The sequence below is a fragment of the Clostridium sp. CF012 genome (genome assembly GCF_018861755.1).
In the GTDB taxonomy this organism is placed as follows: Bacteria; Bacillota; Clostridia; order Clostridiales; family Clostridiaceae; genus Clostridium_AD.
In genome coordinates this window covers 24,289-47,236 of sequence record NZ_JAHLEF010000024.1, presented here as the reverse complement: position 1 = coordinate 47,236, position 22,948 = coordinate 24,289, and the positions used below count along the sequence as shown (strand labels likewise).

The following is a 22,948-nucleotide window of genomic DNA, read 5'->3' as shown; positions in this document are numbered from 1 at the left end:
CATGATTAGGATAAATAAAAAAACAATATCTCTGGGTATAGTGGCTTTTGTTTTCGCATTTATATCAGGAGGTAATTTACCATATTCAATATTTTATGTATTTTTAATTAGCATAGTACTAGGAATAATTTATATGCTTATGGCTAAGAAAGGCTTGAATGCTAAATTTAAATATGATGGTAAAATTTATAATGTAGGAGACAGTGCCAATATTACTATAATAGTGGAGAATTTAGGGATAATACCCACGCCCTATGTTCACGTTGAAAGCAAAATGTTATGTTCGCTAATAGAAGGATATGGTGGGGATGTGATTTTTATAAGTGGGGACAAGAGTAGATGGGTTAATAATAAAATCACTTTTACAAAAAGGGGAATATATGATTTTTCAGATATATCTCTTAAGGTAAATGATTTATTTTATATCTTTAAATTAGTAATAAATATCCACAATAAGCTTAATATTCAGGTATATCCTAAGGTATATGATTTAAGCAGTATAAATTTAGGAGGACGGTATAGTTTTGAAAATCGTATTAATAGCAAGAGTGGAATCGATGATTTTACGTTAATTAAAGATATAAGAAAGTATAATACAGGAGATAATCTTAAAAAAGTGCATTGGAAATTAAGTGCTAAGTATGGAGAATTGTATGTGAAGAATTTTGATTCGATTTCAGGCACGGAATGTAATTTGTTTATGAATATGCATATTGATAATTTGGCTAATGAACTATTTGAAATCATTGAGGAAGATATGGTAGATTTCTCGGTATCCCTTGCAAGATATATGGTGATTAATAGAATCAAAACTAAGTTGTTTATACATGCAAAGCAGCAAAAAAACATAGAAGTGGAGTCTAATGAAGATTTTCTAGGGCTAATGGAATACTTCTTAAAATCTAAAAGTGATGCTACTTTAGAATTTACTAGCTTTATAAAATCGAATATACGGCATATTCCTAAAGGAAATTGGATAGGAATTATAAGTATAGCTGTTGATGATAGCTTAAGAGATCTGGTTATGAATTTAAATGGAATGGGATATAGAATTAGTGTGTTTTACTATGGAAATATCACAAATAATTTTAAAAACACAAATGTTCACAAAAATATTAATCTTCTTAAAAATGTGGGAATAGATTGTATTAATTTTAAGAAAGCCGTAGAGAAGGTGAATCAATGAAGTGGATAAAGGAAAAACTCATATACATAGTTCTAATATTTATAAATTTTAACTTTATTTTAAGACTTTTAGAAAAAGGTATATGTATTAAAAATTTTAATTATGGATTTACGACCTTACTATTCATAATAGGGTTTTTAATTTATTGGTTTTATCAGTGTGTACTTAAAAAATCAATTTACAAAATTTTATTTACCTTGTTTATATTTAGTATTGGCGGTGGCAGTGTTTATTTTTTTAATAGAGCTTATCCCGTAAAGGACATATTAATTGATTATTTTTCGGAAAATATTATAGTTTTAAATGATCTTATATATGAGGGCTCTACTACTTATTTTTATCAATATAAAATTATACTTATGGTGCTAATTCCACTTGTTACTATACTAATTTTATGGGTAACTTTTAGATTTATGGTGGATTTTATATTAATAGTAACTCTTGGGGCAGTTATTTCATTATGGTTTTCTAATAGCTATGGTGTAGTTAAAGAGCATTTGTTTATATATATTTTTATCTCCTCATTGACTTTTATTATTATAAGCCACATTAAAAGAATTCGCAGGTATAAGGATGAAGGAGTAAATGTATCTTTAAAGTTTAGTTACGTCTTAGTTTATGGAGTTATATTATCATTGTTAATTTCTAAAATAACCCTTATGTTACCACAGGAGTATAATGGTCGCGACTTCACTTATTTTGGTAATTATTTTGAAAATAAATTTGCATCTGATGCAGCTGGGGCTTCCTCAGCCAATAAAGATAAATATAGTTTGTCTAGCTCTGGTTACAGCAGTAATGATCAAAGATTAGGGGGAGCTATTACAATTAATTATCAAGAAGTTTTTAAGGTTAAAAGTGATAAGCCTTATTATTTAAAGGGAAATGTTAAAGATTTTTATGATGGGAATAAATGGACTAAATCTAATGAAAATTACTTTAAAATACTAAGTGGTAAGCCTATGTATTATGCAAAGTTTAACTTAAACACAACAACGGGAGAAAAATCCTTAACAATATCTCCCGATAAAAAATTTAAAACAAATACAATATTTGTACCTAACTATGCATTTAAAGTGAATGACGTGCAGGATGCATTGTATTATGATATGACTTCCGTAGTTTTAAGTGAAAAGGCAGTTATAAAACCCTATAATGTAAACTTTCATGAATATAGGGAAGCCATTTATACTATTGAAGATGTGAGAGACTCTAATAAAAAATTCTTAGAGAACAATGGTTTAATGGATTCATCTAATCTTCCAATGAGTTACTATTTACAGCCTAAACCTAAAGCAGTTATTAATAGAGGATCTCCTATTGAAGACCAATTTTCATATAATACCAGTGGGGAAAATATTAAATTAATAGAAGATTATGATGAATATCTTCAGGTTCCAGAAAATATTTCTAAAAGGACTTACGATTTAGTCCAGGACATTACAAAAGATTCTACTTCCAGTGTAGATAAGGTATTACAAATTAAAAATTATTTAACAAAAAATTATACCTATGATTTGCAGGTTTCAACAATACCCAAGGATAGTGAATTTATTGATTATTTTTTGTTCGTGGAGAAAAAGGGATACTGTACTTATTTTAATACAGCATTGACTGTAATGTGCAGGATAGCAGGAGTGCCTGCAAGATATGTAGAGGGATTTAAAACTCCTGATAAAAAAGATGATAGTGGAGAATACATTGTTTCTAATGCTGACGCTCATGCCTGGTGTGAAGTAGTACTTGGGGCTTTTGAATATTCTAATATGTGGACAATAGCAGATGCATCACCTACAGCTTCTGAAGAAATGCAAAGAAAATTAAAGGAACTTGAACATCAGCAGAAGAATACTGATAATAGCGGTGATGTGGATATAAATTCTATTCGTAAACCTAAAAATATTATAGAGGATATTGACCCCGCACAAGGAGCAGCAGTAAATAAGGTAGGTGTGCTTTCAGATGTGCAACTTAGGACGATAAATATATTGTCGGCAGTCATATTGTTTATTCTAATTCGAATTATAAAGGTGCTTATAAGGCGAAGTAAGCTATTAAAATCTAAAAAAGTGGCACCGCTATACAATTATTATAGCTATAGATTAGCGGAAGTAGGAATAGCTAAACCGGAATATCAAGGCGACTTGGAGTTTACAGAGGAAATGACGGATTCAGAGCTTAAAGAAAAAATGAAAATTTTAGTTAGAGGGTCATATGAAGAGAACTATGGCAAACATTCAGCTGTGACACTCAGTAATAGTGAATACTATAAGTTTTTGGAGGGATATTTAAAAGAATATGAAGGCAGGTTCCAATATCTATTGAATAAGTACCTAGGTATTTAAATAATTAACGAGCTAGTATTAAAGCTTAAACTAGGCTAGGCACTTCTAGCTGGCCTAGTTTATTTCCTATAACTTAAGAAAAATTAAACAAAACACATAAGAAGGAAGGCAAAAATATGGACTATAAATTAATATGCATTGATATGGATGGCACCTTGTTAAATGATGAAAAAACTATTAGTGAAAACAATCATCGTGCTATAAAATTAGCAAGTGAAAAGGGTGTAAGAATCGCAGTATGTACAGGAAGAATTTTTACTTCCGCAGATTTTTTTTCGGAGCTTCTGAGCGTTAAGTCTCCAGTAATAGCCTCAAATGGAGCTTATATTATAGAGAAGGATAGAGATGAAGTAGTTTACAAGTCAACCTTAGGGGCTGAAAAATGCAGGAAACTTCTTGCGGTGTTTAGGCAGTACAATCTATATCCACACTATTATACCAGTAATATAGTTTTTACAGAGAAATTAATATATTCCTCATGTTTTTATCAAGAAGTTAATAAAACACTGCCTAAGGATAAGCAGGTTGAAATAGTGCTAGTTGAGGATTGGGACGAGATATTTGAGAAGTATGAGGGTGAAATTTTCAAGGGTATAGCAATAGATGAGGATTTGGAGAAATTACAGAGTGCAAAAACTCAGCTAAAAGGGATGGAAGATTTTGAGGTGGTAAGTTCTCGTTTTGATAATTTTGAAGTGATGAATAAGGGAGTATCAAAGGGGAATGCGGTTAAAATTTTAGGGGGTTTTTATGGAATAAGTAGTGATCAGATTATTTGTATAGGGGATAGTGAAAATGATTTATCTATGATTAAATTTGCTGGGCTAGGGGTTGCTATGGGGAATGGAAGCCAGGTGGTGAAGGAGGCTGCACAATATATTACTGATAGTAATAATTGTGATGGAGTAGCAAAGGTTATTGAAAAATTTGTTTTAGAAGTATAACAATTTTTTCTTAGATTATGCTATAACGAAAAGTATATATTGTTGGAATGCTTTCATATCGCCAAGTAATTCTAAAATTTATTTTATTTGCAGTTGCTAAAAAGCATAAACTCGCTGACGCTCAAACATATATTTTTCTTCACGCACCTACAAATAAAATAAATTTTGAATTACTAAGGCTTATTCAAATGCATTCTGCACAATATATACTTTTGTTAGCATAATCTAAGAAAAAACACCTAAGTTTCAAAATGACTATCATTAGTTGGGATCGTCCTGGCATATTAGCATGAGAAAGGAAGCAAATAATATGAGCGAGACTATTATTTCTGAATTTAACAATAATATAAAAGTATACTATACAAATCAAAAAAAAACTTTGCCCGTGGCTTATAGTGAAGCTGTTAATAAGCATTGGGAAAACTTATTAATCAGTGGCAAAAAGTTTTTTAATGGAGATGTATTTACAATTAATAATATAGAGTCTAATGAAGATGGTGTAAATATCTTTGTTGGCTTAACCGACTATGCGCATTTTTTGTATACCATAAATAAAAATAATTATGAAGATAATGATTGCAGAATTATTCATACCTCCGTTTTGATTGAAACTAATGATAATAAATTTGCTATTGGTGAAATGAATGAGGGGACAGCATTTCCTTTTAAGCTTCAGTTTATTGGTGGAGGCATAGATAAGGGTGATATTAAAGGAGAAATTTTAGACTTAGAGCATAATATAAAAAAAGAAATTTTAGAAGAGCTAGGCATTGAGGTTGAAAATAAAAGTACTGTGAAAAGCTTGAAGCCTTGCTATTTAAAAAGTGGGGGGCAAAGTAACTTTTTATCAGCTATTTTTAAATTGGAATTATTAATTGATGAAGATGAGCTTAAGGTGCTGTTAAATAAGCATAATGAAGATTTAGCATTAAAAATGGAAATGCAAGAAATAAGATCCTTAATTTTTATTGATGCTAATAAGCAAGCTATAGAGGAATTTATTACTAAAGATAAAAGAGCGAAGGATGGGAATCTTATTGCAACTTTGGAGGCCGCAGTGGGAATAAGAGCAGTTTTAGGTATGGGGTGAAGTTAATGAGTTTAGTAGAAAATATGATGGATTTAATTATTCTAGAAAACAAAGAAGCACTTAGTATGATAAATATTAAAGTAAGCCCCATTATTAAGAGATAATGGGGTGATTTTTTTATGATAAAACTCCATATTATGATACAATTATAATGTGAAATGCACTGAGAGGGCAAAAGGGGGAAAAAGACTTGAATATAGGGAAAACGATTTTAAATACTTTAAAGGAGTTTTGGAACACAAGAGTTTTAAGATTAATAAGAAATGATAATAATAAAGAGATGGATAAGGCAAGAAATTTTGAAAAGATTAGAAAATTCTTTGATATGAGTGAAAAAACTGACTATACCTTAGATAATCAAACATGGTCGGATTTAGATATGAATAAGGTGTATGAAAAATTGGATAGGGCCTATAGCAGTTCGGGAGAAGCAGCATTATACTCAATGTTAAGAAACCCACTAATGGCTGAAGAGGGGTTAAAAGAAAGAGGGAAATTAATTCAGATATTTAAAGAGGATAATAAATTAAGAGAGAATCTTCAATGCATTTTCTTTAATTTAAATAATGATTTTAAAAATGGTTTTTTAGATATGATAGAGAATGATCTTACCATAAATAAAACAAAATATTATATTTATACTGTTCTTGGAAAAATATTACCACTAATAACGATTCTTATTTCGATTTTTGTTAATGCTAAATTTATGATAGTAATGGTTGGACTAAGCTCTATAAATATGGCAATAAACACTAAAGAGGTAAGGGCTATTAAGTCTAATGGTATATTCTATTTAAGAAAAAATATTGTGGCAGCTAAAAAAATTGCAAGTTTCGATAATAAAGACATTATTTATTATAAGGATAAAATAACCTGTTTACTTAAATCTATAAAAGGTATAGATAGAAGTACAAGATTAATTGGAATTATAAATATGTGGGCAGGATTATTTGAATCTATTTCCGTAATCTTTCTTCTGGAAGAAACTGCCTATTATTCTATATCCGACAAAATAAAAGAAGAAAAAGAAGTTTTAATGGACCTTTACTACATAGTTGGGGAATTAGAAGCACTAATTTCTATTTCAGGGTATGAGCGTGAATTAAGCGAAGCCTATGTAAAACCTGAGTTTACAAAAGATGTTACTTTAAATATAGTAGAAGGAATACATCCTCTTATAGAGAATGCTGTTGGGAATTCAATTAATATAGAGAAGGGTGGTATTGTACTTACAGGTACAAATATGGCGGGAAAGTCTACTTTTTTAAGGATGCTGGGCGTAAATATGATTTTGGCTCAGAGCTTTTATTTTGTTTTAGCTAAAGAGTATAGGGCTCCTTTTTTTAACATAGTTTCATCAATTAGCCCGAATGACGATTTAACAAAGGGAAAAAGTTTCTTTATGGCAGAAGTAGAGTCAATTCACAGAATAATTAAAGCACTAGAAAAAAATGTGCCTGTATTCTGTCCTATAGATGAGATATTTAGGGGCACAAACCCCATAGAGCGAATTTCTATGTCAGCTGAAATATTAACATATATAAACCGTGGAAAAAGTATTTCTATTGTAGCCACACATGATAGAGAACTAGTGGACATTTTAAAAGAAAATTATGCGTTTTACTACTTTAGTGAAACTGTTGATACTAGTAAAGGGTTAAGCTTTGATTATAAGATAAAAAAAGGAATTTCTCAAACAAGAAATGCCATAAAACTTTTAGAGTACATGTGTTATCCAAAAGAAATAACAGATAGAGCATATAAAAGAGCTGAGATTATTGAAAAACTATTGTAGTTCTGTGGATAGGGGTGTCTAATGGTGGCTTAAATCTTTACTATTATCTATATTTAGGGTAATATAGTTTATATGTTTATTCAATTGGAATAATAATTAGAATACTTTGAAGGTCTTATAATGATGTCAGGGAGGAAGAATTTATGAAAAAGGATATTAATTTAAATATAGTTTTATTTCAACCGGAAATCCCACAGAACACAGGGAATATTGGGAGAACTTGCGTGCTTACTGACTGCAAACTTCATCTTATAAAACCCTTTGGATTTAGTTTAGAGGAGAAACAACTGAAGAGGGCGGGGCTCGATTACTGGCCTTTTCTAGAACTGGAGATACATGATTCATATGAGGCACTTAGAGAAAAATATAAAGATGATACATTCTACTATTCTACAACAAAGGCATCAAAATTATATTCAGAAGTAGAATATAAAAAGGGTGATTTTATAATATTTGGACGTGAATCCTCGGGACTTCCGGATAATGTTCGAGATAGTGACCCTGAAAGATGTATAAGAGTACCAATGATAAATAGTACAACTAGGTCCCTTAACCTCTCCAATACTGTTGCGATTACAACATATGAAGCTCTTAGGCAAATGGGGTTTCCAGAGATGAAATAAGAAAACTTAAAGAATAGACTACTATAATAACTAGTTATTTTTGAAGATGAGTATAGTGCATAGTAATTAATAATTGTTATATCCCCCAGAGGTAAGCAAGGAGGAGCAAAATGGAAAAGATCAAAATAATAACAGATAGCACCTGCGATTTAAATAAAGCTGTTATTGATAAATACAATATAGAGGTTTTACCGCTACTGGTGAACATAGAAAATAAAACTTATATGGATGGCGTAGATATTACATTGAAAGAATATTTACATAAAATGAAGAATTCTAAAGAGTTTCCTAGCACCACTCAGGTAAATCCACACAGATTTTATGAATGCTATAAAAAATATTTAGATGAGGGATATAAGATAGTTTCTATTCATCTATCTTCAAAAATGAGTGGAACTTATCAATCTGCATGTATGGCTAAAAGCATGTTAGAAACAGAAGACATTATAGTGATTGATAGTTATAATGTTACCTCAGGTCTTGGACTATTAGTTTTGAAAGCCTGCACGCTAAAAGAAGATGGATATGACGTATTTGAAATAGAAGAAAAAATTAAAGAAACAATACCCCATATAAAAAGTGCAATTGCCTTTGACTGCTTGGATAATTTAGTGAAAGGTGGCAGATTGTCTAAAACTGTTGGAGCTATAGGCGGCTTATTGGATATAAAATTGATTTTAACTATAAAAGATGGTGAAATGGCTGTAATAGATAAAGCTCGTGGTCGAAAAAAAGCAATAAAGACTATTTTAAAAATTGTAGACAAAACTGGGATTAGAAATGGAGAAACAAGTATATTATTACAGTCAAGTGATAAAAACATTTTAGAGAGTTTAAGAGAGCATATGGATCTAAGAGAAATGGACTTTATAGAGTGTGAGGTGGGGTGTGTTGTGGGAACACATGCTGGTGAAGGTGCTTGTGGTGTTTTTTATATTGAAGAGTATTAAAGTCCATTGAGTAAATAAATAGTCAGTAGTCTAAAAAAAGTATATATTGTATAAAATGTAATTATAGTTTTTTAATTCTATTTTTTATAAAGATATTTAATATGATTCGTAAATGATAAAAAAATAACAAACTATTTGATATTTAAATCACAGCTATAGATAATTAAAATAGTTAATATTCAAAACATTATGGTTACTGCAAAAAAAATAGTGTATACTGTAACTATATGATAGATTAATAGCTGATAACTGATAAATAAAATACAAATAAAATTTAATATTGGAATGGATGATATTTTAGGGAGATGATCTTAAATTATCCAAGGGTAAATCGTTGTAAATGTAATAGAAAAGATTTAACCTATTTAAGATAGCCGAAGGAGTAAGTTTTGCAGCCTATGCAACGTGAATCTCTCAGGCAAAAGTACCAAAAATGGACATACCTCTGGAAAGCGAATAGCACCGACGGAGTAAACCTCTCAGGTTAAAAGACAGAGTATAAAGGCACAAGGGGCTTTTATATCTGTCTTTTTTGTTGTACTAGAATGTGTTTTAAGTAGATTGAATAACAATTAATAGTTATTTTACCTTAGAGAAATGCAAGGAGGGGATTAATTGATAGAACCATTAATTATTGTAACAAATAATCCAATGTCTAAAGAACAATTCGAAAGTAAATATAAGGTGATTCTTATTGAAGGAACTATGATGGATATTTTAAAAAAGGTTAGAGATAATATTCATGTGGGCCATAAATTATTAACTCACCCACTAATGAGTAGCATAAAGCCTAACGAAACACCTTATAGAACCATTTGTATATCAAAAGAGAAATTAAGTAAAGTTGACTTGCAATCGTTATCTATAATAGAAGAAAGCATTATGACCACAGAAAAATTCTTGAATGATTTTGAAACACCCCTGTGGAATGAAAAAATATTGTTGGATTTTCAACTTATAGATTCTGATTTAATATACCATGCAATAAATTAGACATATTAAAAATTAGGAGGCGCAAGCTATGGAACATATTTACGATACTATAATTATTGGTGGAGGTCCTGCGGGATTATCTGCTGGGCTTTATGCATCAAGATCAAGAATGGATACGTTAATAATAGAAAGAGCGAAGTATGGTGGACAAGCAACTACAACGGATGAATTAGACAACTACCCAGGTTCCGTTGAAGAATGTACAGGAACATCCTTAAGTAAAAGAATGAAACAGCAAGCAGAAGAATTTGGAACAAAATTTGTTAAGGATGAAGTTGTTGAAGTTCAACTTCAAGGAGACATTAAAGAAATTAAATGTAAGAAAGAAACGTACAAAGCTAAGACAATTATAATTGCAACAGGAGCATATCCAAGACTTGGTGGATTTAAAAATGAAATTGAACTAAGAGGAAAAGGTGTTTCTTATTGCGCAACTTGTGATGCTGATTTCTTTACAGATTTAGACATTGCAGTACTTGGAGGCGGAGATTCAGCTTTGTCTGAAGCTATATACTTAGCTAAATTTGGTGAAAGTGTTACAGTAATACACAGAAGAGATGAGCTTCGTGGTGCTAAGTCACTTCAAGAGAAAGCTTTTAAAAATCCTAAAATTAAATTTATATGGGACACAGTAGCAGTTGAGGCTAAGGGTGAAGAAATTTTAGAGGGTTTAGTTTTAAAAAATGTTAAAACTAACGAATTAAGTGATTTAAAAGTAGATGGATGCTTTGTATTTGTAGGATATCTTCCAATTTCTGAATTGTTTAAAGGTATGATTAATATGAATGATAGAGGCGACGTTATTACTGATGAAGAAATGAGAACTAATATACCAGGAGTATATGCAGCTGGAGACATAAGAGAAAAATTACTAAGACAGGTAATTACAGCGGCAGCAGATGGTGCAATAGCAGCTACTCATGCTGAACATTACATTGAAGATAAATTTAACTAGCTTATATTAAAAGGTGAACCTTTTAAATATATATAATAATCTATTTCAGTATATTGTGAATTAAATAGCAATAATTAAAATTTTAGGAGGCAATTAACAATGGTAGAATTAAACAAAGAAAATTTTGAAGCAGAAGTATTACAATCAGAAAAACCAGTATTTGTAGATTTTTGGGGAGATAAATGTGAAATCTGTATAGAACTTATGCCAGGAGTTCATGCCCTAGAAGAAAAATTTTCAGATAAAATTAAATTCGCTTCTTTAAACATTGGTGGAGCAAGAAGAACAGCTATAGCTCAAAGAGTTTTAGGACTTCCAACAATGATTTTATATAAGGGTGGAGAAAAAGTAGCTACAATAACACCAGATAAAATTTCTTCATTAGACGATGTAGAAAACTTTATAAAAGATTACTATAATACATTATAATTTGGTACTAAAGCTTATAGTAAAAAGCTATAAGCTATTAGATATATTCTCATATATCATAGGAGGTGAATGTTTTGCGTCTAGAAATTGGAAACATATTTATTAAAGACATTCAGTTTGGACCAGAAACAAAGGTTCAGGGTGGAGTTCTTTATGTACATCAAGAGGAATTATTAAAAGAAGTTGGTGGAGACGATAGATTGAAATCTATTAGTTTCGACATAGCAAGACCAGGTGAAGAAGTTAGAATAATTCCTGTAAAAGACGTAATAGAACCAAGGGTTAAAGTTAGTGGGGGTGGTGGAATATTCCCAGGTTTTATTAGCAAAGTTGATACAGTAGGTTCAGGAAGAACTCACGTTCTTAAGGGAGCAGCTGTTATAACTACTGGTAAAATTGTTGGATTCCAAGAAGGAATAGTTGATATGTGTGGAGAAGGAGCTAAATATACACCTTTCTCAAAAACAAACAACTTAGTAATTACTTGTGAGCCAAAAGAGGGAATACTTCAACACGATCATGAAGAAGCTGTAAGGATGGTAGGGTTTAAAGCTGCTATTTATCTTGGCCTGGCTGGAAAGAATATTGAACCAGATGAGATAAAAACATTTGAAACATTACCACTACTTCAGCAGGTTAAACAATACCCTGATCTACCAAAAGTAGTATATGTATACATGCTTCAAACACAAGGATTATTACATGATACTTATGTTTATGGAGTGGATGCTAAAAAGATAATACCTACTTTTATATACCCAACAGAAATATTTGATGGAGCAATAGTAAGTGGTAACTGTGTTTCTGCTTGCGACAAAAATCCAAGTTATGTACATATGAATCATCCAATAATTGAGGATTTATATGAGAGACATGGCAAGGATATTAACTTTATGGGATGTATAATAACAAATGAAAATGTTTACTTAGCAGATAAAGAAAGATCTTCAAGTATGGTTGCAAAATTAGTTGAATTTATGGGAGCAGATGCTGCTATAATTTCAGAAGAAGGTTTTGGTAATCCAGATGCTGACCTTGTTATGAACTGTAATAAGATAACTGCAAAAGGAGTCAAAACTGTACTTTTAACTGATGAATATGCAGGCCAAGATGGAAGTTCTCAATCTCTTGCTGACTCAACACCTCATGGTGATGCAGTTGTAACTGGTGGAAATGCTAATGAAGTAATCACTCTACCTCCAATGAAAAAAATCATTGGACATCTTGAATATGCTGATATAATAGCTGGTGGACATATGGGAAGTTTGGGAGAAGATGGTTCTATCTTTGCTGAAATTCAAGTTATAACTGGTGCGACTAGTGAAGTAGGATTCAATTATTTAACAGCTAAAGGATATTAATATTATATAGATAAATCTTAATTTAAATAGGTAGATATAGAATTAAATTATAACTACTATGAAATAATGAAAAATATAAACAAGAAAGGAAGATGAAAATGTTAAAAGGGAAAAAAGTTATCGCTATTGGCGATAGAGACGGAATACCTGGACCAGCAATAGAAGCTTGTGTTAAATCTGCCGGAGCTGAAGTAGTATTTGCATCAACAGAATGCTTTGTCTGAACAGCCGCAGGAGCTATGGATCTGGAGATCCAACAAAGAGTAAAAGACCTTACTGAAAAGTATGGCGCTGAAAATATGGTAGTAATTATTGGAGGAGCTGAAGCAGAAGCATCAGGACTTTCAGCAGAAACAGTAGCAGCAGGAGACCCAACATACGCAGGTCCACTAGCTGGAATTGCATTAGGTCTTGCAGTATACCACGTAGTTGAACCAGAAATTAAGGACCTATGTGATGAGGCAATTTATGAAGAGCAATGTGGAATGATGGAAATGGTTTTAGAAGTAGATGAAATAATTGGAGAAGTAAAAGCAATTAGAGATGAATTCTCTAAATATAGTGTTTAAAAATATAAAGTTAAACTAAATTATATACACTAGTATAAGTACTATATGATTGTCAATTGTGGAATAGCTTTAGTTAATATAGCTAAGATAAAATTGTCAATTCCCGTTAGAAAGGGGGAGAAATACTTGTTAAAAATTGTACATTATTTAAACCAATTTTACGCTGGAATAGGCGGAGAAGAAAAAGCAAATATTAAACCAGAGGTTAGAGAAGGCTTTGTAGGACCAGGTATGGGACTAAATGGTTTATTAGTTAAAGGTGGCGCAGAAATAGTTGCTACTATAATCTGTGGTGACTCATATTTTGCTGAAAACATAGAAGAAGCTCAAGCTGAAATAATCGAGATGGTGAAAAAATACAATCCAGATCTATTTATAGCAGGTCCAGCTTTTAATGCAGGAAGATATGGTATTGCTTGTGGTGCAGTAGCCACAGAAGTAAAAGAAAAATTAAATATACCAGTTATGTCTGGAATGTATGTAGAAAATCCAGGTGCTGATATGTATAAAAAACAATTGTACCTAGTTTCAACTAGAAACAGTGCAGTTGGTATGAGAGATGCATTACCTAAAATGGTATCACTTGCGTTAAAGCTCGCTAAAGGTGAAGAAATAGGAACTCCGGCTGAAGATAATTATATCGAAAGAGGTATAAGAAAGAACTACTTCGCCAAAGAGAGAGGTTCTAAAAGAGCAGTTGATATGCTTGTTAAGAAGTTAAAGGGAGAAGAATTTGTAACAGAATTCAAAATGCCTACTTTTGATAGAGTTGAACCAGTTGCTCCTGTGCTTGATATAACTAAAGCTAAAATAGCAATAGTTACTTCTGGTGGTATAGTTCCAAAAGGAAACCCTGATCATATAGAATCATCAAGTGCTTCTAAGATCTGTAAATATGATATAGAAGGAATAAGTGATTTAACGTCTGTTACTCATGAAACAGCACATGGTGGACATGATCCAGTATATGCTAATGAAGATCCAGATAGAGTTATTCCAGTAGATGTATTAAGAGTTTTAGAAAAAGAAGGAAAAATAGGATCATTACACAGATATTTCTATTCAACAGTAGGTAATGGTACCGCAGTTGCATCATCTAAGAAATTTGGTGAAGATACTGCTAGAGAATTAATTGCGGACGGCGTAGATGCAGTTATATTAACCTCTACATGAGGAACTTGTACACGTTGCGGTGCAACGTTAGTTAAAGAAATAGAAAGAGCTGGACTCCCAGTAGTTCATATGTGTACTATTACTCCAGTTTCAGTAACTGTTGGTGCTAATAGAATTATACCTACAATTGCTATTCCACACCCACTTGGAAACCCTGCATTAAGCATGGAAGATGAGTTTAAATTAAGAAGACACTTAGTAGAAAAAGCATTAGAGGCTCTACAGACTCCTGTAGACGGTCAAAAGGTATTTGAAGTCTAATTTTACCTTGTAATTAATAAATGAATTAGGGGACTTTTAAGTTCCCTAATTATTTATGAGATTTATAGTGTACAAGATACATTTATACAAAATACTATGCACAATGTGCTTGCACAATGCACAATGCACAATGTGCTTGCACAATGCACAATGTACAATTTAGTTTAATTTTATAAAAATAACCAATTGAATTTTGGTTAGAAAAGTTTATATTGTGGATTGTGCATTAAAATTTTCTAAGTTAAATTAATGTACATAAATAACCAAGTTTTGTACTTGTAAAAGCAAATAAGGAGGATGAGTGATTATGAATTTCCCAGTTATAAAAAAAGCAGCTTATATTTTAGTCAATACTCCAGATATGGTAATTCACAATGGAACTACACAAACGTTAGAAAGAGAGACAAATCCAGATTCTGAATATTTAAGAGATATGAAGAGTCATTTAAGAGGATTTCATGAGGTTGTGGCATATGCCCCAAACCAAACATATATAGGAAACATGACTCCAGAGGAACTCGCTGAAATGCCAAGACCTTGGTATGGCAAAAATGTAGAAAATGCAGATAGATTTGGTAAATTTGGTGAAATTATGCCACAGGATGAGTTCTATGGTTTAATGAAAATTTCAGACGTATTTGACCTTGTATTACTCGAGAATTCTTTTGCAGAGTGTGTAAAAGAAAAATTATCAAAGCACCCACTAATAGCTAGTAAAGTGGAAAAAATAGTTGGTGAGGAAATAGAAAAAATCAACAATCTTGTTGAAGACAGTGGCGCAGAAGGGTTATACGAGGGAACAGAACTAGTAGGTTGCGTAAGACGTGCTCACGAATTTGATCCAAACCTTGCAGCTCATTATATGCTAGAAAACATAGCTGTTAAAGCTTCAGGAATTCTAGCCGGACTACACTTAGTAAACAACTTAGACATACCAATAGAAGAAATTGGATATATATTTGAATGTTCAGAAGAGGCTATAGGGGATATGAATCAAAGAGGCGGCGGAAATATAGCTAAAGCTATAGGCGAAGTTGTTGGACTTACTGGAGCAACAGGGTCAGATATTAGAGGATTCTGTGCTGCGCCAACTCATGCTTTAGTAAATGCTGCTTCCCTAGTTAAATCAGGTATATTTAAAAATGTAGTTGTTATTGCTGGAGGAGCTACCGCAAAACTCGGTATGAATGGTAAAGATCATGTTAAAAAGGGATTATCTATACTTGAAGATTGCTTAGGTGGTTTTGCTATACTTGTATCAGAAAATGATGGAGTTAGTCCGATACTTCGAACAGACATAATAGGAAAACATACTATAGGACACGGTTCAGCACCTCAAGCAGTGCTTGAAGCATTAGTACTTGACCCATTAACTGCGGCTGGAATGAAAATAACAGATGTGGATAAATATGCACCAGAAATGCAAACTCCAGATATAACTGAGTCTGCAGGAGCTGGGGATGTACCTACTCAAAACTATAAAATGATTGGAGCTCTAGCAGTTAAAAAGGGACAATTGGATAGAAAAGAATTACCTAACTTTATAAAACAACATGGATACCCTGGCTACGCACCAACACAAGGACATATACCTTCAGGAGCGCCTATTGTTGGACATGGAATAGAGCATATAAAATCAGGAGTTTTGAAAAACTTCATGGTAATTGGTAAAGGAAGTTTGTTCCTGGGAAGAATGACTAACTTATTTGATGGAATCTCAATTTTAGTTGAGAAAAACCCAGGTAAAGTAGAGCAGCAATCAGGAATTAGCAAGGAAGAAGTTAAAGCTATGGTTTCCGATGCAATGAAAGATTTTGCTGAATATTTAATGAATAAATAATGAATAAAAATAATAAATAAATAACGATTTAATTTGTCGCTTAGAAAAGGGGTGTAGATATGAGTGAAAACGTAGTTAAACAAATGATTGCTGAAGTATTTAACGATATAGCGAGTGGCATAAAAAGCGGAAAATTTAAAAAAAGTGTTAGAATAGGATTGACTACCTTCGGATCAGAACACGGAGTAGAAGAAATGGTAAAAGCTGCAGAAATAGCTAAAAATAAATATGATGATTTTGAGATTGTTTTAATAGGACCAAAGGTTGCGGCAGATTTTGAAATTATAGAAGTAAAGACTGCCGAAGAAGGTCATAAAAAAATGACAGAGTTATTGGAAAGTGGCAATTTAAGCGGATGTGTTACTCAACATTTTGATTTTCCAATAGGAGTATCTACAGTTGGAAAGATAGTAACACCAGGCAGGGGCACTGATATGATAATAGCTACCACTACAGGAACTACTTCTACCAATAGGGTAGAAGGTATGGTGCTTAATGCAATATCAGGTATTGCTGTAGCCTTGGCTACAGGTATTAAAAATCCAACTGTTGGAATACTTAATTTAGATGGAGCAAGACAAGTTGAAAGAATATTAAAGGAAGTACAAAGTAAGGGATATGATTTTAGATTTGCAGACTCACTAAGAGCTGAAGGTGGCGCAGTTATGAGAGGAAATGATCTTCTCGCAGGAACACCAGATGTTATGGTATGTGATTCATTAACTGGCAACCTTTTAGTTAAAACTTTCGCTTCTTTCACGACTGGTGGCAACTACGAAACAGTAGGTGCTGGATATGGACCTGGTATTGGAGAAAATTACGATAAGCTTGTAAATATAGTTTCAAGGTCTTCCGGAGCACCTTTAATAGCGCAGGCTCTAAAATATTGCGCTGTTTGTGCAGAAAACTCTGTTTTGGACATAGCAAGAGATGAATTTGCGAAGGCTAATACAGCGGGGCTCAAAGAAGCTATAAGCAAGGTTATTAAAAAAGTAGAAAAAATAGATACAGAAGAAATCAAAATGCCAAAGAAAAGAGTTGTTATATTTCCTATCCTTGGAATAGATATCCTTGAACTCGAAGATGCATGTAAAGCATTATGGAAAGAAGGGATCTATTCAGAAAGTGGTATGGGATGTACAGGACCAGTAGTTTTAGTTCCAGAAGATGAATCAGATAAAGCTATTGAAATTCTTAAAAAAGCTGAATTTATGAATACTTAAATTAGAAACAAAGCTCTCACTAAATTATTGGTGAGAGTTTTTCTATTATCTTACAAAAAAATACGAAAAAAATATAAATAGATATATAACCTTAATTATTAGTTGCTATTAATAAAAAATACATATATAATCAATTTATATCCTATATAAAAGTATGTAGCATATATTATGTAGTGTAATGTTATTTGACAATTAAGTAACCGTTAACATGTATAGAAATCTAAAAAAATTTTTTATATTAAAAGGATTTTTTTAATTTTTATAGAATACTAACATGCAATGCAATGCAATGCAAAAAAATGTTTGATCAATTAATTACTTATGGGGAGGGAATTATTATGAACAAGAAAAAGGTAGTTGCGGTACTTGCAGCAGTAGCTGTAGTTGCAACATTATTTGTGGGTTGTGGAACTAAGAAGGTAGTAGAAGCACCAAAAACAGAAGCATCAAAAACAGAAGTAGCAAAAATAACTATAGGACTTTCTACTGATGAAGGTGGATTGAATGACAAATCCTTTAATCAATCAGCAAACGAAGGAGTTAATAAAGCTAAGGGTGAAGACGGTTTTACTTACAATGCTATCGAATCTAAAAAGAAAGAGGACTATACAGCTAATTTAGAATCACTAGTTGAAGCTGGTTCAGCTTTAACCTTTGCTATTGGATTCCAAATGGCAGATGCAATGACAGAAGTTGCTAAAAACCATACTGACAAACATTTTGCAATTATAGACTCAGTTGTTGATCTTCCAAACGTATCATCTATTACATTTAAAGAGCAAGAAGGTTCTTTCTTAATGGGAATCATTGCAGGAAAAATGACTAAGACTAACAAAATTGGATTTATCGGTGGAAAAGATTTTGATTTAATAAATAGATTTGAAGTTGGTTTTGCTGCTGGTGTTAAAGCAGTTAATCCTGAAGCTGCAAAAGGTTTAATAAGTTCAGATGGAAAAACTCCAGGAACGACTGTAAAATATGCAGATAGTTTCGCGGATACAGCAAAAGGATATGAATTAGCTAAATCATTATATCAAGGCGGTTGCGACGTAGTTTATCATGCAGCAGGCGGAGTTGGTATTGGCTTATTTAAAGCAGCAGATGAAATTAAAAAAGGTGGAAAAGAAGTTTGGGCTATCGGAGTAGATATGGATCAAGCAGTAACAGTTCCACAATATGCTAGCGTTATACTTTCAAGTATGATAAAAAGAGTTGATACTGCAACATACAGTCAATCTAAAGCAGAAGCTAAAGGCGCATTCAAAGCTGGGGTTATTAACCTTGGATTAAAAGAGGAAGGCGTGGGCATAGCTGAAACATCTAGTAAAAACGTACCAGCAGGCATTTTAACACTAGTTAAAACATATCAAGATAAAGTTATAGCTGGAGAAATAGTTGTACCAGCAGATAGAAAAGGCGCAATGGATTTTAAATAAAATAATATATTTTTAAATTTGTTATTTACTGATTTATGATTTTTAGTATACAATAGAGCTAGATGTATTACATCTAGCTCTTTCTAAGAATAATGGTATTTTAGATGCGTTTTAAGGAGGAAAGTAAATGGAAAAGGTAATCGAAATGAAAGGCATAACCAAAGTTTTTCCAGGAACTATAGCCAATGATAATATAGATTTCGAACTATTAAGAGGAGAAACACATGTTCTTCTTGGTGAAAATGGTGCAGGAAAAACAACTCTTATGAATATTCTTTATGGTCTATACAAACAAGAAAAAGGAGAAATTTATGTAAACGGTAACCTAGTGAATATATCTACTCCTAATGATGCTATAAAACTTGGTATTGGAATGGTTCATCAACATTTTATGCTTGTACATAATTTCACTGTGGCACAAAATATAGTTTTAGGGATTGAACCTAAAAAAGGTTTTAAAATTGATATGAATAAAGCAATACGTGATGTTAAAGAAATTTCGGAGAAATATGGTTTTGCTATTAATCCAAACTCAATTATAGAAGATATTTCAGTAGGACAACAACAGAGAGTAGAGATACTAAAGGCATTATATAGAGGTGCGGAAGTTTTAATACTAGACGAGCCTACCGCAGTACTTACACCTCAAGAGATTGTGGAACTAGGAAATATAATCAGAAATCTTGAAAAAGAAGGAAAGTCGGTAATACTTATAACTCATAAATTAAAAGAAGTTATGAGCATGAGTGATAGAGTTACTATAATAAGGCGTGGTAAGGTAACTGGGATAGTAAAAACTAAAGAAACAAGTATAGATGAACTAGCTGAACTTATGGTAGGTAGAAAAGTTAATCTAACTGTGGACAAACAGCCTGCTGTGATTAAAGAAGAAATATTAAAAATTGAAAATCTTTGTGCCAATGATCAAAGAGGATTACCTGCTGTAGATGATTTGAACTTAGTAGTATATGGGGGAGAAATTTTAGGTATTGCTGGTGTTGATGGCAATGGACAAACTGAATTTTTAGAGGTTTTAACTGGACTTCGTAAACCTAAGAGTGGAAGCATTACAATAAACGGTAAAAGTATATATGGCAAGTCACCAAGAACGATTATGTCAGCAGGTGTTGGTCATATACCAGAGGATAGACATAAAAGAGGGCTAATATTAGATTACTCTTTATTTGAAAATTCAATACTTGGAATTCATAAGAATGCACCTTTTAGTAAGGGTATAGTTATGAATTACACTGAAATTAGAAAACATTGTGATGAACTTATTCGTGAATTTGACGTTAGAACTCCTAATTCAGATGTAAACGCTGAGTCACTATCAGGTGGTAATCAGCAAAAACTTATAGCAGCTAGAGAGATATCAAAAGATCCAGAGTTATTAATAGCGGCACAACCTACAAGAGGCCTTGACGTTGGAGCAATTGAATATATTCACAAAAGACTGGTGGGAGAACGTGATAAGGGTAAGGCAGTTCTACTCGTATCCTTAGAGCTTGATGAAATACTATCATTATCAGATAGAATAGCTGTAATGTATGATGGTAGAATAGTTGATATACTTGATAGAGCAGATGCCACAGAGAAAAAACTTGGTATACTTATGGCTGGTGGTACACTTTCTGAAACACCGGAAGGAGTTAAAAATAATGAATAAAGGTAAAAATAAAGCTAAAAATAAAGATAGTAAAATTGTTACTACAGCAAAGAATGCCCTTAAATCACTTGCGTTTCCACTGTTTTCTATAATTGTTTCCGTATTTGTTGCTGTATTCTTTGTAATGTGGGCAAAAGGATATTCTATATTACAATATTTTTCAGCTCTGGGTGATTTATTCGGCCTAATATATAAAGGCGGATTTGGCAATGAGAGAGTAACCTTTGTTACTATTTCAGAAGTTACTCCATTAATATTTACAGGAGTTGCAAATGCAGTGGCATTTAAATGTGGACTATTTAATATAGGGGTTGCTGGTCAATTTATACTTGGAATGCTAGCAGCAGCTTTTGTAGGAACTATTCCAGGGTTAAATCCAGTAATTCATGTAGTTTTGATTATTTTTGCAGGGCTTGTAGCCGGCGGCTTATGGGGAGCTATCCCGGGGTATTTAAAGGCTAAAGTAGGTACTCATGAAGTTATTAATACAATTATGATGAATTATATATCTATGGCACTAGCTAATTTTCTTATATTAAGAACTAGCTTTGGAGTTCCAGGAAAAGCTAGTACTGCAACTATACAAGAGAGTGCGAAGCTTCCTAGGTTTGTGACCGGTAGTGGAGCTAATATTAGTGTATTCCTTGCCATAGCAGTAGCAATTTTTATATTCTGGTTATTATGGAAAACCACTGTGGGTTATGAAATAAGAGCAGTTGGTATAAATCCACATGCTGCGGAATATGGTGGAATCAATGTAGCAAAAAATACTGTACTAGCTATGGTTATTTCTGGTGCAATAGCAGGAGTTGGTGGGGCAACCCAGGTTGCGGGTGTTCTTCATAATGTAAAAGATTTTATGGCACTTCCCTCTTTTGGCTTTGATGGTATAGCAGTTGCCTTACTTGCCAAGAGTAATCCAATTGGGTGTATAGCATCAGCACTATTATTCGGAACTTTAAATAGCAGTGCTAGAACTCTTCAATTGAACGGGATACCAAAAGACATAGTTTATTTAATTCAAGCTATAATTATTATATTTGTAGCTACAGATTATATTGTTAAATACTTCTCGGAAAAGAAAAAGAAGGAGGCGATTACAATTGAGTAGTGTTATTTTAATTAATTTGCTCGCGCAAACTTTAAGAATAGCAACGCCTCTAATTTTTGCAGCACTTGGCGGTATATTTTCTGAAAAATCAGGTGTAGTTAATATAGGCCTTGAAGGTATGATGGTAATAGGAGCTTTCTTTGCGGTATATGGAAGCTATCTTACTGGAAGCCCTCTAGTGGGAATACTCTTTGGCGTAGTAGCTGGTGGAGTTTTAGGGTTGATACATGCTGTACTTAGTATACATTTGCGTGCCGATCAAGTAATTTCAGGTACGGCGATAAATCTTTTTGCCACGGCCCTTGCTAGTTTCTTAATATTTAAGCTATTTGATGGTAAAGGTGGTCAAACAGATATAGTAACAGGGCTTTCCTATAATATACCGGATTGGATTAATAACATACCAATATTAGGTAAATTCGTAAGCCAGTTAAACTGGTTTGTTATATTAGCAGTTATTCTAGTATTTGTGTCACATTTTGTATTATATAAAACACCTTTAGGATTAAGAATTAGAGCTGTAGGGGAGCATCCAAAGGCTGCTGATACACTAGGAATAAATGTTTATAAAATAAGATATTTATGTGTTATTTTATCCGGAATGCTTGCGGGACTTGGCGGAGCAGCTTTATCCCTTGGAATAACTCCACTTTACAGAGAAGGAATGGTTGAAGGACGTGGATTTATTGCCTTGGCTGCTGTTATTTTCGGTAATTGGAAGCCTATTGGAGCCTTTGGTGCTAGTTTATTATTTGCTTTTGGTCTTGCATTTAATATTTTTGCACAAGGACTTAGCTGGAATTTACCTTCAGAAGTATACACTGCTATTCCGTATGTACTTACTATGCTTGCACTTGCAGGGTTCGTTGGAAAAACCACAGGACCTTTGGCTAGTGGTAAGCCCTATGATAAAGGATCAAGGTGATATTTTAAAAATAAAAAACTTCAGCACCTGCTGAGGTTTTTTATTTTATTAGAAGGTGTCTTAAGACATA

Annotated in this window: 20 protein-coding genes and 1 riboswitch; all 20 genes read left to right on the top strand. The window is 32.6% G+C overall.

Annotated elements, in window-relative coordinates; translation table 11 throughout:
• Position 1: 1 nt before the first annotated feature.
• The 20 genes from KPL50_RS18170 (at position 2) to KPL50_RS18080 (ending at position 22,878) form a co-directional block, all read left to right on the top strand.
• Complete coding sequence (locus KPL50_RS18170) at positions 2-1,186, top strand: DUF58 domain-containing protein (protein WP_216299956.1); 1,185 nt, start codon at positions 2-4, stop codon at positions 1,184-1,186.
• A complete protein-coding gene (locus KPL50_RS18165; protein WP_216299955.1) occupies positions 1,183-3,531 on the top strand; it encodes a transglutaminase-like domain-containing protein in 2,349 nt (782 codons plus the stop codon). The genes KPL50_RS18170 and KPL50_RS18165 overlap by 4 nt, the downstream gene beginning before the upstream one ends.
• Before the next feature lie 116 nt (positions 3,532-3,647).
• Positions 3,648-4,475, top strand: a complete 828-nt coding sequence (locus tag KPL50_RS18160) for a Cof-type HAD-IIB family hydrolase (protein ID WP_216299954.1) — start codon at positions 3,648-3,650, stop codon at positions 4,473-4,475.
• A gap of 310 nt (positions 4,476-4,785) precedes the next feature.
• Positions 4,786-5,565, top strand: coding sequence for an NUDIX hydrolase (locus KPL50_RS18155; RefSeq protein WP_216299953.1), 780 nt, complete (start codon positions 4,786-4,788; stop codon positions 5,563-5,565).
• A gap of 280 nt (positions 5,566-5,845) precedes the next feature.
• Positions 5,846-7,360, top strand: coding sequence for a DNA mismatch repair protein MutS (locus KPL50_RS18150; RefSeq protein WP_216299980.1), 1,515 nt, complete (start codon positions 5,846-5,848; stop codon positions 7,358-7,360).
• A 155-nt stretch (positions 7,361-7,515) separates the two neighbouring features.
• Positions 7,516-7,983: a tRNA (cytidine(34)-2'-O)-methyltransferase gene (locus tag KPL50_RS18145; protein ID WP_216299979.1), complete on the top strand. Its 468-nt coding sequence runs from the start codon at positions 7,516-7,518 to the stop codon at positions 7,981-7,983.
• A gap of 110 nt (positions 7,984-8,093) precedes the next feature.
• Entirely contained in the window at positions 8,094-8,933 is an 840-nt protein-coding gene (locus tag KPL50_RS18140) for a DegV family protein (RefSeq protein ID WP_216299952.1), read from the top strand.
• A 289-nt stretch (positions 8,934-9,222) separates the two neighbouring features.
• A riboswitch (glycine riboswitch) is annotated at positions 9,223-9,373 on the top strand.
• Positions 9,339-9,407 carry a hypothetical protein gene (locus KPL50_RS27985; protein ID WP_375372944.1) on the top strand — a complete coding sequence of 23 codons (69 nt, stop codon included), beginning with the start codon at positions 9,339-9,341 and terminating at the stop codon, positions 9,405-9,407. (Overlaps the previous riboswitch by 35 nt.)
• A 141-nt stretch (positions 9,408-9,548) precedes the next feature.
• Positions 9,549-9,926 carry a GrdX family protein gene (locus KPL50_RS18135; RefSeq protein WP_216299951.1) on the top strand — a complete coding sequence of 126 codons (378 nt, stop codon included), beginning with the start codon at positions 9,549-9,551 and terminating at the stop codon, positions 9,924-9,926.
• A gap of 28 nt (positions 9,927-9,954) precedes the next feature.
• Positions 9,955-10,881: a thioredoxin-disulfide reductase gene (trxB, locus tag KPL50_RS18130; RefSeq protein ID WP_216299950.1), complete on the top strand. Its 927-nt coding sequence runs from the start codon at positions 9,955-9,957 to the stop codon at positions 10,879-10,881.
• A gap of 99 nt (positions 10,882-10,980) precedes the next feature.
• On the top strand, positions 10,981-11,310 hold the full coding sequence (locus KPL50_RS18125) for a co-chaperone YbbN (protein WP_124999661.1): 330 nt from the start codon (positions 10,981-10,983) through the stop codon (positions 11,308-11,310).
• A 74-nt stretch (positions 11,311-11,384) separates the two neighbouring features.
• Positions 11,385-12,671, top strand: coding sequence for a glycine/sarcosine/betaine reductase component B subunit (locus tag KPL50_RS18120; protein WP_216299949.1), 1,287 nt, complete (start codon positions 11,385-11,387; stop codon positions 12,669-12,671).
• Positions 12,672-12,763: 92 nt separating this feature from the next.
• Positions 12,764-13,240 carry a glycine/sarcosine/betaine reductase complex selenoprotein A gene (grdA, locus tag KPL50_RS18115; protein ID WP_216299948.1) on the top strand — a complete coding sequence of 159 codons (477 nt, stop codon included), beginning with the start codon at positions 12,764-12,766 and terminating at the stop codon, positions 13,238-13,240.
• A gap of 126 nt (positions 13,241-13,366) precedes the next feature.
• Positions 13,367-14,674, top strand: a complete 1,308-nt coding sequence (gene grdB / locus KPL50_RS18110) for a glycine reductase complex selenoprotein B (RefSeq protein WP_216299947.1) — start codon at positions 13,367-13,369, stop codon at positions 14,672-14,674.
• A gap of 307 nt (positions 14,675-14,981) precedes the next feature.
• On the top strand, positions 14,982-16,514 hold the full coding sequence (gene grdC, locus KPL50_RS18105) for a glycine/sarcosine/betaine reductase complex component C subunit beta (protein WP_216299946.1): 1,533 nt from the start codon (positions 14,982-14,984) through the stop codon (positions 16,512-16,514).
• A gap of 59 nt (positions 16,515-16,573) precedes the next feature.
• On the top strand, positions 16,574-17,737 hold the full coding sequence (grdD, locus tag KPL50_RS18100) for a glycine/sarcosine/betaine reductase complex component C subunit alpha (protein ID WP_216299945.1): 1,164 nt from the start codon (positions 16,574-16,576) through the stop codon (positions 17,735-17,737).
• Between the two features lie 338 nt (positions 17,738-18,075).
• Positions 18,076-19,173: a BMP family protein gene (locus KPL50_RS18095; RefSeq protein WP_216299944.1), complete on the top strand. Its 1,098-nt coding sequence runs from the start codon at positions 18,076-18,078 to the stop codon at positions 19,171-19,173.
• 127 nt (positions 19,174-19,300) lie between these two features.
• On the top strand, positions 19,301-20,842 hold the full coding sequence (locus KPL50_RS18090) for an ABC transporter ATP-binding protein (protein ID WP_216299943.1): 1,542 nt from the start codon (positions 19,301-19,303) through the stop codon (positions 20,840-20,842).
• On the top strand, positions 20,835-21,953 hold the full coding sequence (locus KPL50_RS18085) for an ABC transporter permease (RefSeq protein WP_216299942.1): 1,119 nt from the start codon (positions 20,835-20,837) through the stop codon (positions 21,951-21,953). Before KPL50_RS18090 ends, KPL50_RS18085 begins: the two co-directional genes overlap by 8 nt.
• Positions 21,946-22,878, top strand: a complete 933-nt coding sequence (locus KPL50_RS18080; protein WP_216299941.1) for an ABC transporter permease — start codon at positions 21,946-21,948, stop codon at positions 22,876-22,878. The genes KPL50_RS18085 and KPL50_RS18080 overlap by 8 nt, the downstream gene beginning before the upstream one ends.
• Positions 22,879-22,948 lie beyond the last annotated feature (70 nt).